Here is a 12,979-nt window from a genome sequence, read left to right as displayed (position 1 = left end):
TGCGCTGCCACTATTTCGAGGGACCGACGGGCTTGGCCATTGGTCGGAAACTGTTGGCTTCCACGCGGGCCGCTTCCGTGCGGTCCAGATCACGCTTGGCCTGCAAGGTGCGCACCGCGATCCTGTCGTTTTCTGCCTTGACGTATTCCAGCGTTGCCGCCTGCCATTGATCGCGCTGGACAATAAAACGATCTGCATCGGCCTTGGCGGCGGCGATCACGCCCTTGTACACCTGCTCGAGGTGAGCCTTGGCCTGCGCCAGTTCCTGCTCGCTCATCACTTCGAGCACGCCGCCGGGAATGGCCTTACCTGGCGGCATGACGGTGGCCATGTTGGCGACAAAGCCGTTGTAGCAGCCGGTCCAGGCGCCAATTTGCGCACCGATCCGCTTGATCTCGTCGTTGACGATCGAGCGGCCCGCAGGCAGGGCCGGCGCCTGGCAGTTGAATTGGCCCGTACGCAGCTCGGCGCCGGTATAGCCGCCCGTCCACAGTGCGATGTCGGCGGCGTGCGCGGCGCGCTGGGCACTGAGCCTGGTGGCGGCGACGGCGCCCGGATCGCCCCCGGCTGCGGCCTGGGCAAACAAGGCGTCGCCCTTGGCGCGGTCGAGCGGCGCACCTTCGCCGTACCAGTACATTTCGCCCAGGCGCAGTTGCGCTTCGTGGTTGTTGTCGCCGGCGAGCTTGCCGAACAGCTTGAGCGCAACCGGGTAATTTTTCTGCTGTAGCGCCGCGTTGGCATCAACGAGTTCATCGGCGCTGGCATGGCCACCCACGGCGCAGGCCAGACAAAAAAGGGCGATACGGAAAGGACGGGACATGGCTGCCTCTGGGGAGATTGTTTTGGAGAAAGATCGTACAACAATCTGACCGTGATGTTGCTCAGTTCATAAAATATTCAGGGCGCATACCTGTCCTCGGGGACATTTACGGCGCTCATTCGGGCGAGCGCAGATGGTCGATCAGCGCGCGCGTCTGGACCCCCGGTGCACTCGTGAGCAGGCTGGCGGTGACCAGCACGGCCAGGCCGGCCGGCACGCCGAAAATGCCGGCCGAAATGGGCGCGATATGAAACCACTGGCCGGCCGCGCTGCCGCCCAGGATGGGATTGGTATGCAGCATGTAGTAGGCGCACACGCCAAAGCCGGCCAGCATGCCGGCGATCGCACCGGTGTTGTTGGCGCGCTTCCAGAACACGCCCAGCACCAGCGCCGGAAACAGCGTCGAGGCGGCCAGCGAAAACGCCGCGCCCACCAGCGACAAAATGTCGCCCGGCTTTTGCGAAGCGGCGTAGGCGGCAATGAAGGCCACGCCCAGCAGCAGCAGCTTGGAAATGGTGACCCGCTTCTGGGTCGAGGCGGACGGATCGATTACCTTGTAATACACGTCGTGCGAGAGCGCGTTCGAGATCGCCAGCAGCAGGCCGTCGGCCGTCGACAGCGCCGCCGCCAGGCCGCCGGCGGCGACCAGGCCGGAAATCACGTACGGCAGTCCGCCGATTTCGGGCGTGGCCAGCACCAGCACGTCGCCGTCGATGGCAATTTCAGCCAGCTGCACGATGCCGTCGGCGTTGATGTCGGCCACGCTGATCAGGGGCGTCACCTTGTCCACGTTGGCCCAGTACGAAATCCAGGTCGGCAGGTGCGCGTAGTCGCTGCCCACCAGCGTGGTGTACAGGTCGAACTTGACCAGCACCGCCAGCGCTGGAATGGTCAGGTACACCAGCAGGATGAAAAACAGGGTCCAGAACACGGACACGCGCGTTTCGGCCACTGAGGGCGTGGTGTAAGAGCGCATCAGGATGTGGGGAAGGGCGGCGGTGCCCAGCATCAGGCACAGTACCAGCGCCAGAAAATTGTTGCGGGCGATGTCCGAGCCTTCCTTATCGTCGGCGGCAAAGGGCGTGGCGTGCGGGGAGGGCGGCGCGGCGCGCGCCAGGTTGGCGCTGCGCCCCGCGTTCCAGGTGCGCGCCGCTTCCTCGGCCGTCTTGGGGTAGGCAATCAGCGCGCGCTCGGCGGCGCGCACCTCGGCCAGCGAACTGTTACGCAGGCGTGCCGCGTCCAGGCGCCGCTGCGTGTCCTGCAAGCCGTTTTCCCACGAGGTGGGCAGCGCCTTCAGACGCGCGCCGTATTCGTCGGCGCGCTGGCGAAAAATCGCGCGCACCTGCAATTCCCTGGGGTCGGCCAGCAGCGCGCGCTCGCGCAGCGCCAGCTTGGGCAGCACCGTTCCGTAGGCCAGCTGCGGCAGCGGGCTGCCGGCGTGCTTCATCGACAGCCACATGCTGGGCGCCAGGAAGGCGACCAGGATGATGGTGTACTGCGTCACCTGGGTCCAGGTAATGGCGCGCATGCCGCCCAAAAAGGAACACACCAGGATGCTGGCCAGCCCCAGGAAAATCCCGACCGAAAAATCGACGCCGGCAAAGCGCGAGGCGATCAGCCCGACCGCGTAGATCTGCGCCACCACGTAGGTGAACGAGACGATGATGGTGGCCCCCACGGCGATCATGCGCACCGGCGCACCGCGCCCGCCGGCGCCGCCGCCGTAGCGCGCCGCCAGGAAGTCAGGGATGGTGTATTGCGCGAAGCGGCGCAGGTAGGGCGCGATTAGCAGCGCCACCAGGCAGTAGCCGCCGGTCCAGCCCATGATGTAGGCCAGGCCGTCAAAGCCGTGCAGGTACAAGCCGCCGGCCAGGCTGATGAAGCTGGCCGCCGAAATCCAGTCGGCGGCGGTGGCCATGCCGTTGAACAGGGCCGGCACGCGCCGCCCGGCCACATAGTATTCGGACACGTTCGAAGTGCGGCTGACGACGCCGATCACCGCGTACAAGGCAATCGTGGCGACCATGAACAGGTAGCCGATCCACACGCGCGGCATGCCTTCGCGTTCGAGCAGCGCGAGCGAGGCCAGAAAAGCGAAGAAGGTCGCCGCGTAGTAAAGATAGTAGCGCGACAGGCGCTTGAAATAGGTGCGCGCCGCTTTCATGGCGCCGCTCCGGCCAGGCGCCGTGCGAAGCGGCGGTCGAGCCGGTCCATCGCGATTGCATAGACGCCGATGATGGCCAGGTACACCAGCGCCACGCCCTGCGCGGCCAGGTAGAAAGAGAGCGGCCAGCCGAACATGGTCAGCGCGGAGAGCTCGCGCGCGAAAAACACGGTGCAGAAGGTGGCGCCAAACCATGTCAGCAGCAGCAGCATGGTGACGCGGCGCGCACGGCGCCAGTGGGCGTCGCGCGCTGCGATCAATTGCGCGCGCCGCGCCCGATCGAGGTCGGGGTCAAGGTTCAGATTGGGGTCGGGGCTGGTCATGCAAGGTCCGCGTCGAGCGCAGGGTAGGGCGGGAAGGTCAGCCGGAACAGGCAGCCCGGCGCTTTGGGCCCGGTGCTGCGAGGGTTGTTGAAAATGTCGACTTCGGCGCCGTGCTGCTGCGCGATCTCGCGCACGATGGCAAGACCCAGGCCGCTGCCGGGGGCGCGGCTGCCCAGGATGCGGTAAAAGCGCTCGAACACGTGGACGCGTTCGGCCGGGGCGATGCCCGGACCGGTGTCTTCCACTTCCAGCAGCGCGCGGTTGGCATACCCGCCGTCGTAGCGCACGCGCACCGTCACGCTGCCCCCCGCCGGCGTGTAGCGCAGCGCATTGTCGATCAGGTTGGAGAGCAGCTCGCGCAGCATCAGCGCGTGGCCGGCCACCAGTACCGCGCCGGCGGGGGCTTCGAAGCCGAGGTCGATCTTGGCGGCGAACGACGCCGGCACCCAGTCGTGCACGATGGCGCGCGCGGCGCCGTTCAAGTCCAGTTCCAGGAGTGCGAGGCCGGCTTGCGGCTGGTACTCGGCGCGCGCCAGCGCCAGCAGCTGGTTGACCAGGCGCGTGGCCGATTCCGAACTGGTGGCAAGCTGCTCGAGCGAGCGGTGGATTTCGCCCGGATCAACCTGGCGCAGCGCCAGTTCGGACTGCATGCGCATGCCCGCCAGCGGCGTTTTCATCTGGTGCGCGGCGTCGGCGATGAAGCGCTTTTGCATGTCGATGGTTTGCGCCAGACGCTCGAGCATGTCGTTGAGCGAGCCCACCAGCGGCGAGATTTCTTCGGGCACCTGGCGCGCATCGATGGGCGACAGGTCGTCCGGGCGGCGCGCGCGGATGCGTTCTTGCAGCTGCGCCAGTGGCGACAGGCCGCGCGCCAGCGCAAACCAGACCAGGGCCAGCACGATCGGCAGGATGATGAACTGGGGCAGGATCACGCCCTTGATGATTTCATTGGCCAGCAGCGCGCGCTTGTCGAGCGTTTCGGCCACCTGCACCAGCGCCGTATGCGGTTCCTCGCCGCGCGCCGCCAGCGGGCCCAGGTTCACGTACGAAAAAGCGATGCGCACCGGCGTGCCGTGCATGACATCATTGCGAAAGTGGACGCGCCCGCTGCGGTAGTGCTCGGGACTGGCCGGCTGCGGCAGATCGCGGTCGCCGTCGATGTGGGCCGCGTCCGGGCCGGCGATCTGGAAGTAGACATTGTCGACGTCGTCGGCGCGCAGGATGTCGCGCGCGCTGCCGGGCAGGCGCGAGCGGACCTTGCCGTCGACTTCCTTGACCTGCTGGGCCAGCACCGTGACGCTGTCTTCCAGCGCATGGTCGAAAGGCTGGTTGGCGATCGACTTGGCCACCAGATAGGTGATAGCGATACTCATAGGCCACAGCAGCAGCAGGGGCGCGAGCATCCAGTCGAGGATTTCGCCAAACAGCGAATGCTGCATGTCTTCGTCCGGCTCGGTATTGGGCGGCACGTACAGCACCGTATCCGGCGCCAGCGCGGTGGCCTGGGTCAGGCCGGCATCGCGGTCATCCACTGTTACGGCGCTGCGTCGTCGACGGCTGCGGGCGCGAATTTTTCGAGGCAGTAGCCCAGACCGCGCACGGTGGCGATGCGCACGCCGCCCACTTCGATTTTTTTGCGCAGCCGGTGCACATAGACTTCGATGGCGTTGTTCGATACTTCCTCGCCCCATTCGCACAAATGGTCGACCAGCTGTTCCTTGGAGACCAGGCGCCCGGCGCGCGCCAGCAAAATCTCAAGCAGGCCCAGTTCACGCGCCGACAGGTCCAGCATCTGCTCGTTGATGTAGGCGCTGCGCCCGACCTGGTCGTACGTGAGCGGGCCATGGCGCACCACGGCCGGGCCGCCGCCGGCGCCGCGCCGGGTCAGGGCGCGCACCCGCGCTTCCAGTTCCGACAGCGCGAACGGCTTGGCCATGTAGTCGTCGGCGCCCAGGTCCAGGCCATTGACGCGCTGCTCGATCGAGTCGGCCGCCGTCAAGATCAGGACCGGCAGCAGCGAGGCGCGCGCCCGTAGGCGCCGCAACACTTCCAGGCCCGAGAGCCGGGGCAAGCCCAGGTCGAGGATTAGCAGATCGAACTCCTGGGTCGACAAAGCGGTGTCGGCTTCCTCGCCATTGCTGACGCAATCGATGGCGTAGCCCGACTGACGCAAGGAGCGCGTCAGTCCGTCGGCAAGCACGCTATCATCTTCGGCAAGTAAAATACGCATCCGTGGGCACCTGTTTTGATTTGCGCCTATTGTGTTTCATTTGGGGCAAGGCCGGGTAATTTTTTAAAATTGTCTGCACGTTAGGCTTGCCAAAACTACTGTACGCTTGTACAGTACCTGTTGTGATGTACCTGTGGCGCCACCCCGCCCTTCTTCAGACTGAAAGAAAATTATGGACGACAAGAAAACCGTATTGAACGCTGCAGAAAAGGGCAAGGCGCTGGCCGCCGCCCTGGCGCAGATTGAAAAGCAGTTTGGCAAGGGCTCCGTCATGCGTATGGACGGCAACGCCCCGGTGGAAGAAGTCCAGGTTGTCTCGACCGGTTCGCTTGGTCTGGACATCGCGCTGGGCGTGGGCGGCTTGCCGCGCGGGCGCGTGGTGGAAATCTACGGTCCCGAATCGTCGGGCAAAACCACGCTCACGCTGCAGACCATCGCGCAAATGCAAAAGCTGGGCGGCACCTGCGCCTTTATCGACGCCGAGCACGCGCTGGACGTGGGCTATGCGAAAAAGCTGGGCATCAACCTGTCGGACCTGCTCATTTCGCAGCCTGACACGGGCGAGCAGGCACTGGAAATTTGCGATGCGCTGGTGCGTTCGGGCAGCGTCGACCTGATCGTCATCGACTCCGTAGCCGCGCTCACCCCGCGCGCCGAGATCGAAGGCGACATGGGCGATTCGCTGCCAGGGTTGCAGGCACGCCTGATGTCCCAGGCACTGCGCAAGCTGACCGGTTCCATTAACCGCACCAACACGCTGGTCATTTTCATCAACCAGATCCGCATGAAAATTGGCGTCATGTTCGGCAGCCCGGAAACCACCACCGGCGGCAATGCGCTCAAGTTTTACGCGTCGGTACGCCTGGACATTCGCCGCACCGGTTCCATCAAGTCGGGCGACGAAGTGATCGGCAACGAAACCAAGGTCAAGGTCGTCAAGAACAAGATCGCGCCACCGTTCAAGGAAGCGCACTTTGACATCCTGTACGGCGCAGGCACCTCGCGCGAGGGCGAAATCCTCGACCTGGGCGCCGACAACAAGATCGTCGAAAAGTCCGGTTCCTGGTACAGCTACAACGGCGAACGCATCGGCCAGGGCAAGGACAATGCGCGTATCTACCTCAAGGAGCGGCCGGAATTGGCGCGCGAGATCGAGAACAAGGTCCGTGCCGCGCTCGGCGTACGCGAACTGCCGCCTCTCCCAGGCGAAGAGCCGGCGGTCGCGGCCAAGGCGCCCAAGCTGAAAGCTGTCGCCGAGTAGTCGGGCGTCGTTGCTGATGGCCCGGCCCCAACTGAGCCTGAAAGGCCGTGCCCTGCGTTTTTTATCGATGCGGGAGCACAGCCGGCTGGAACTGGGGCGCAAGCTGTCCAAGTATGCGCAAGAGGGCGACGACGTCGCCGCTCTGCTCGACTTTCTGGAAAAAAACAACTGGCTGTCGCAAGAGCGGTTTTCTGAATCGCTGATCCACCGGCGCGCCCATCGTTTCGGCAACAGCCGCATCATTGCCGAGCTGCAGAGTCATGGCGTGGGTGGTGTAGCCTTGCAGGAATTAAAGGCGGGTTTGAGCGACAGCGAAACGGGCAGGGCATGCGAAGTGTGGCAGCGCAAGTTCGGTGCGGTCGCTACCGATCCTGCCGAGCGCAACAAGCAAGTGCGCTTCCTGATGCAGCGCGGATTTTCCCAGAAAGCGGTGCGCACCGCCATGAAGGGCGAAGTCGACGACGACTTCTTTGAATAGGTAAAAGCAAGACGAAAAAGCGGAGCGCATTCTGCCATGTTTGCAAGCTCGCACTGCATACTCCTCGCTGGCGGAGTGCGCTACGCTTTCCCGCCCTGCGCGGCTCGGGATATGTTGGAGAGACTTCTTTTCACAGCCTTGACGCATACCAGGCAACTCCTTGGCTTTCCACACTCGCGTTCTACATTTGATTGTCTCTGTAGTTGGGCGGTGACTGTGTCTCGTATCCTTATTACATTAACACCACTCGACAGGCGTTCCATGCTCTACCGGCTCTACTCGTCCATCGGCAATACCCGCGGCTTGAAAGACTATCTCGGCTATTTCGAGATCGATCTCGACGGCTTCTTTACGCGCTACCTGGAAATTAACGGCAATGGTTTAGCGTATCGCTACACGCGCGACCATCCGGCTGATGAGTTCGGTGGGCTACCCGCAGGCGTGTGGGATGAATCAGAAGCGGCCCATCCGGAAGCCGGCACGTTCGTCCCGCTGACTGCAGCGTTATTTGCGGCAGTATGGGCGCGCACGCGTTGCGCCAACGTCAGGTCTGTGTCCGCAAGCTAAGCCAGGCGTTTATCGCCTCGCGTTGCAGGCAAGAGACAGCGGTGCGGCGACAGGCGACTTTTCGTCCGTGGCATGTTTCACATGGCTCGCGCCGAAGCAGGAGACTCACTTCTATCGCGTCTTGTAATAAACTGCGTGTTCGCTTGCCGGTTTACGTGTGCGAGTCAACCAATCACGGATTCCCACATGTCCGAACACACGCACGATTTTTTGAACTGGCCGTTCTCTGACGCTACCAACACGGTAACCTTCTCTACAGCCAAAGTAGTGCACGATGGCTTTCCGGTGCTACGCGTGTCGCATGATCGCGATGGCGGTTGGCAGTTTCTCGATGCCACGACGTACGAGCCAGGGGAGTGCATCCTGCTTTGTCTGGGATGCATCCTCGAGCGCGACGCGACGTTGGGGCAGGTCAGCGATCTGCTTCCAGGTTGGAGCGCGTGGCGAGAAAAGGTCGGCGCGGACTGGGAACGTTGGGAGCAAGCGCCCGATGAAGAGGAGGAAGATGAGGATGAGCAAACCGCCTGTTCTGGCGATGGCGACGCGAAAGCCCTTGCTGATATCGAAGAGTATGGACTCCATGTGATCAGCGTAATGGAAGAAGAAGGCTTGCCGCCGTTTGCTTATTCGATCGGAATTGAGCAATCATTGGGAATGCCGGAACTCATCGTCATCGGATTAAAGAGCGAGCTTTCCCACTACGCGATCAACGAATGCTATCGACAAATGCGGGACGGACGCGATTTGCCACCGGGCTCGCGCGTTGCCGGCTTGCTGGGCGGCGGATTCGAGTGCGTGATCGGCGACGTAGCTCCTGTGCACTTCAAGCAATACATGGGCTGGGCTCTGTGGCTAAATAAAGGCAGTGGTTTCAGAGCCCATCAAATTATTTTCCCGAGCACCACAAATACTTTCCCATGGGAGCCTGAGGCCAGCGAATGGTTTCGCAATCGGCAGCCTTTGTTGGCCGAAGGCCGGCCGGCGACAGCCTGACTGTTTAGTCGTATGCCCTTTACGCCATTTCATCTCGGGCCAGGCGCCCTGTTCAAAGCCATCGGTGGCCGCCATGTCAGTTTCATGGTGTTTGGCGGAGCGCAAGTCATGATGGATATCGAGCCGCTGATGGGTATCATCCAGGGAAAGCCAATCCTCCACGGCGCCACCCATACGCTGGCAGGCGCACTGCTTATTGGACTTGCGGCAGCGTTGGTCGGCAAGCCTGTCAGCACATGGGTCCTGCGCCTCATGGCCACTGCGCACACTGCGCTGACCTGGCGCGCTTCGTTTGCCGGCGCGCTGCTGGGCACTGTTTCCCACGTGGTGTTGGATGCTGCGATGCATTCCGATATCAATCCATGGCGGCCTATCGCCGACGGCAATGGCCTACTCGGAATCGTTCCCATCGGCTCGCTTCACATCCTGTGCGTGGGGCTGGGCTGCGTGGGCGCTGTCGTGATTGCCATGCGTGCCTGGCATGATGGAAAAGCCTAGCGCGCTTTCGGCCTGTCGTCACATGGCGGGCTGGCGCGCCGGCCCTTGCGCTGATCGCGCTAATGAACGTTGTTGCTGCCGTTGCGGTAATCAAGGACGACTCGTGCACGACGCGGCAAAAGCTCATGCAGATCGCATTGACCTAGGTCGCGCCGATCGTGGGCGCCCCTGTCGTTCTCGCCGTCCACATTAAAATCTGGCAAGTCGATGGCAAATGGCCGCGCCAAAGACCGAGGTGGGGACGAAGGACCTGGCGCCGACGGCGCATTCGTGAAGTCCCTGTCCGAACTGCTTGACGATGACTGAACTTTCCCAAAAAGGCAGGCCGGCTGGCGCCGCGCCGGCTGGTCGACGACGACAGGCGTGCGGATGCAATCCGGCGTCGTTTTCACGCCGCAGTATAAATACCGTAGTAGTTCTACGGGGGCCGCCTTGCACGCTACCTTTTTCGGTCCAGCGACCCGCTTTCCTGCTACCGATATCATTTTTTCGTCAACCGATGAAATTCTGACAATGTCAGACCAAATAATCCAAGTACGAGCCCGCTGTGATAGACTTTCGGGGTTTTAGCAGCGCCGCATGAGCGGTTGTTGTCGTAGAAGCTGCGGCAACGTGCAATAGCACACTGGCTGCATACTATTTACGCCGCATTTCCGGCATTGGTTCTTTATGCCCCTGTCTTCTCCCGTTCCCCGCGCGCTACGGCACACCCGCGCGATTCACATCGAAGCGTTCGCGCGCGATGACGGCCTGTGGGACCTCGACGCCCGTATCACCGACGTCAAGGTCCAGGACGTGACGCTCGCTTCCGGCCTGCGGCCCGGCGGCACTTTTCTGCATCACTTGAGCTTGCGCATTACCATCAACCGCGAACTGACCATTGTCGATGCCGAAGCCGCGTCCGATGCCGTTCCGTATCCCGGTTACTGCGACACCGTGAGCCCGGCCTACCGGCATATGATCGGGCTGAACCTGATGAAAGGTTTTCGTCTAGGCATCAAGGAGCGGCTCTCCGGCGTGCTAGGCTGTACTCACCTGACCGAGCTGGCCAATATTTTGCCCACGGCCGCCATTCAAGCGTACGCCAACGACGTCATCAAGACGCGCGACGGCGATGGCGACGACCAGCTGCCGGACCGGCCGTTTCAGATAGACAAATGCCACGCCCTGCGCGCTGACGGCCCCGGCGTCGTCAAGTACTACCCGCGCTGGGCACCAAAAGCCGTACCCGAATAGCAGTCGCAGTCCCGTTTTTATCACGTACTTAAACCGTATTTCCACATTATCAGTATTAGAAGAAGGGAAGCCAGCATGAAAATCCATGAGTATCAGGGCAAAGAAATCCTCCGGCAATTCGGGGTGACGGTACCGCGCGGTATTGCGTGCATGTCGGTGGAAGAAGCCATCAAGGCAGCCAAAACGCTGGGCGGTCCGGTCTGGGTCGTCAAGGCGCAAATCCATGCTGGCGGTCGCGGCAAGGGCGGCGGCGTCAAGGTCGCCAAGTCGATGGAACAGGTCAAGGAATTTTCCGAGCAGATCATGGGCATGCAGCTCAAGACGATCCAGACCGGCCCTGAAGGCCAGAAGGTTCGCCGCCTGTTGATCGAAGAAGGCGCCGACATCCAGAAGGAACTGTACGTTTCCCTGGTTACCGACCGCATCAGCCAGAAGGTTGTGCTGATGGCGTCAAGCGAAGGCGGCATGGACATCGAGGAAGTGGCGCACGCCAACCCTGAAAAAATCCACCACATCGCCATTGATCCGTCGGTCGGCATCACCGACGACGAATGCAACGACATCGGCACCAAGATCGGCATTCCTGCCGCTTCGCTGGCCGACTTCGGCGTGCAGATGAAGGGTTTGTACAAAGCGTACTGGGAAACCGACTGCTCGCTGGCGGAAATCAACCCCTTGATCCTGACCGGTTCGGGCAAGGTGATCGCGCTCGACGCCAAGTTCAACTTCGACTCCAACGCGCTGTACCGCCAGCCGAACATCGTCGCCATGCGCGACCTGGACGAAGAAGATCCGGCCGAAGTTGAAGCATCCAAATTCGACCTGGCTTACATTTCGCTCGACGGCAACATCGGCTGCCTGGTCAACGGCGCCGGCCTTGCCATGGCGACCATGGACACCATCAAGCTGTTCGGCGGCGAGCCGGCCAACTTCCTGGACGTGGGCGGCGGCGCGACGGCTGAAAAAGTCACTGAAGCGTTCAAGATCATGCTGAAGAACCCGGGTCTGAAAGCAATTCTGGTCAACATTTTCGGCGGCATCATGCGCTGCGACGTCATCGCCGAAGGCGTGATTACGGCATCCAAAGCGGTGTCCCTGCAAGTGCCGCTGGTAGTGCGCATGAAGGGTACGAACGAGGACATCGGCAAGAAAATGCTGGCCGATTCCGGCCTGCCGATCATCGCCGCCGATACGATGGAAGACGCAGCCAAGGCCGTGGTCGCCGCCGCTGCTGGTAAAGCCTAATTCGAAGGAATAAATATGTCGATCCTGATCAATAAAGATACAAAAGTAGTCACCCAGGGAATTACCGGCAAGACCGGTCAGTTCCACACCCGCATGTGCCGCGAATACGCGAACGGCAAAGAGGCCTTTGTCGCCGGCGTCAACCCGAAAAAAGCGGGCGAAGACTTCGAAGGCATTCCTATTTTTGCCAGCGTCGCCGAAGCCAAGAAAGAAACGGGCGCCAACGTGTCGGTTATCTATGTCCCGCCTGCCGGCGCTGCCGCCGCGATCTGGGAAGCCGTCGAAGCCGAACTCGACCTGGCGATCTGCATCACCGAAGGCATTCCCGTGCGCGACATGATGGCGCTCAAGGACCGCATGGCCAAGGCCGGCTCCAAGACCTTGCTGCTGGGCCCTAACTGCCCAGGCTTGATCACCCCTGACGAAATCAAGATTGGCATCATGCCGGGCCATATTCACCGCAAGGGCCGCATCGGCGTGGTGTCGCGTTCGGGCACCTTGACCTATGAAGCAGTCGGCCAGCTGACCGCCCTCGGTCTGGGCCAGTCGTCGGCGGTAGGCATCGGCGGCGACCCAATTAACGGCTTGAAGCACATCGATATCATGCAGATGTTCAACGACGATCCGGATACCGACGCGGTCATCATGATCGGCGAAATTGGCGGTCCTGACGAAGCCAACGCGGCTTACTGGATCAAGGACAACATGAAAAAGCCGGTAGTCTGCTTCATCGCCGGTGTCACGGCTCCTCCCGGCAAGCGCATGGGCCACGCCGGCGCGCTGATCTCGGGCGGCGCCGATACCGCGCAAGCCAAGCTGGACATCATGGAAGAATGCGGCATCAAAGCCACCAAGAATCCGTCGGAAATGGCGCGCTTGTTGAAAGCGATGCTGTAGTCAGTCGAGCAGTGCACTGAGTAAATAGAAGGGGAGCGAAAGCTCCCCTTTTTGCATGGTGCTTACCTTATTGGGCGATGCACCACGCGCAGTTACACAGACCTGTTGCGCACAATTTTCAAATAACGCGATGCGGACAACCCCGGGTGCTCATGCTGAACACTACCCATCCCAACTCGCCGTAGCGATTGCCCTTGTTTCCCGCGTCGTTAGCTTGTGGCTGAGGGGAAAAATAGTTGATAATGGGGAAAATGTTCGCTGTTTGTG

General features: G+C 61.9%; 13 protein-coding genes. 8 read left to right on the top strand and 5 right to left on the bottom strand.

Annotation, left to right across the window (positions count from 1 at the left end; translation table 11 throughout):
- Positions 1–10: 10 nt before the first annotated feature.
- The 5 genes from ACP7BV_RS23365 to ACP7BV_RS23345 all read right to left on the bottom strand — a co-directional run bounded on the left by ACP7BV_RS23365 (position 11) and on the right by ACP7BV_RS23345 (position 5,537).
- Entirely contained in the window at positions 11–820 is an 810-nt protein-coding gene (locus ACP7BV_RS23365) for a sel1 repeat family protein (RefSeq protein WP_426107182.1), read from the bottom strand.
- A 115-nt stretch (positions 821–935) separates the two neighbouring features.
- Positions 936–2,984 (bottom strand): sodium:solute symporter family protein, encoded by a 2,049-nt coding sequence (locus ACP7BV_RS23360; protein WP_426107181.1) that lies wholly within the window; start codon positions 2,982–2,984, stop codon positions 936–938.
- A complete protein-coding gene (locus tag ACP7BV_RS23355; protein WP_426107179.1) occupies positions 2,981–3,307 on the bottom strand; it encodes a DUF4212 domain-containing protein in 327 nt (108 codons plus the stop codon). Before ACP7BV_RS23355 ends, ACP7BV_RS23360 begins: the two co-directional genes overlap by 4 nt.
- Positions 3,304–4,839: a sensor histidine kinase N-terminal domain-containing protein gene (locus ACP7BV_RS23350; protein WP_426107178.1), complete on the bottom strand. Its 1,536-nt coding sequence runs from the start codon at positions 4,837–4,839 to the stop codon at positions 3,304–3,306. The genes ACP7BV_RS23355 and ACP7BV_RS23350 overlap by 4 nt, the downstream gene beginning before the upstream one ends.
- Positions 4,840–4,841: 2 nt before the next feature.
- Positions 4,842–5,537 carry a response regulator gene (locus tag ACP7BV_RS23345; protein WP_426107176.1) on the bottom strand — a complete coding sequence of 232 codons (696 nt, stop codon included), beginning with the start codon at positions 5,535–5,537 and terminating at the stop codon, positions 4,842–4,844.
- Positions 5,538–5,709: 172 nt separating this feature from the next.
- On the opposite strand from ACP7BV_RS23345, the gene recA reads away from it, so the two are divergent.
- The 8 genes from recA (at position 5,710) to sucD (ending at position 12,712) form a co-directional block, all read left to right on the top strand.
- Complete coding sequence (gene recA / locus ACP7BV_RS23340) at positions 5,710–6,798, top strand: recombinase RecA (protein WP_426107174.1); 1,089 nt, start codon at positions 5,710–5,712, stop codon at positions 6,796–6,798.
- A 16-nt stretch (positions 6,799–6,814) separates the two neighbouring features.
- Positions 6,815–7,276, top strand: coding sequence for a recombination regulator RecX (gene recX, locus ACP7BV_RS23335; RefSeq protein WP_426107172.1), 462 nt, complete (start codon positions 6,815–6,817; stop codon positions 7,274–7,276).
- 261 nt (positions 7,277–7,537) lie between these two features.
- Entirely contained in the window at positions 7,538–7,843 is a 306-nt protein-coding gene (locus ACP7BV_RS23330) for a hypothetical protein (RefSeq protein ID WP_426107170.1), read from the top strand.
- Positions 7,844–8,029: 186 nt separating this feature from the next.
- Positions 8,030–8,836 (top strand): DUF4262 domain-containing protein, encoded by an 807-nt coding sequence (locus ACP7BV_RS23325; RefSeq protein WP_426107168.1) that lies wholly within the window; start codon positions 8,030–8,032, stop codon positions 8,834–8,836.
- A gap of 108 nt (positions 8,837–8,944) precedes the next feature.
- On the top strand, positions 8,945–9,334 hold the full coding sequence (locus ACP7BV_RS23320; protein WP_426107166.1) for a hypothetical protein: 390 nt from the start codon (positions 8,945–8,947) through the stop codon (positions 9,332–9,334).
- Between the two features lie 669 nt (positions 9,335–10,003).
- A complete protein-coding gene (locus ACP7BV_RS23315; RefSeq protein WP_426107164.1) occupies positions 10,004–10,570 on the top strand; it encodes a DUF2889 domain-containing protein in 567 nt (188 codons plus the stop codon).
- Between the two features lie 75 nt (positions 10,571–10,645).
- Entirely contained in the window at positions 10,646–11,815 is a 1,170-nt protein-coding gene (gene sucC, locus ACP7BV_RS23310; RefSeq protein ID WP_426107162.1) for an ADP-forming succinate--CoA ligase subunit beta, read from the top strand.
- 15 nt (positions 11,816–11,830) lie between these two features.
- Positions 11,831–12,712 carry a succinate--CoA ligase subunit alpha gene (gene sucD, locus ACP7BV_RS23305; RefSeq protein ID WP_426107160.1) on the top strand — a complete coding sequence of 294 codons (882 nt, stop codon included), beginning with the start codon at positions 11,831–11,833 and terminating at the stop codon, positions 12,710–12,712.
- Positions 12,713–12,979: the final 267 nt, after the last annotated feature.

The organism is Massilia sp. TSP1-1-2 (assembly GCF_049896185.1).
Lineage (GTDB): Bacteria > Pseudomonadota > Gammaproteobacteria > Burkholderiales > Burkholderiaceae_D > Telluria_A.
The sequence above is the reverse complement of the archived record's forward strand: the minus strand, read 5'-3'. Positions and strand labels throughout refer to the sequence as shown.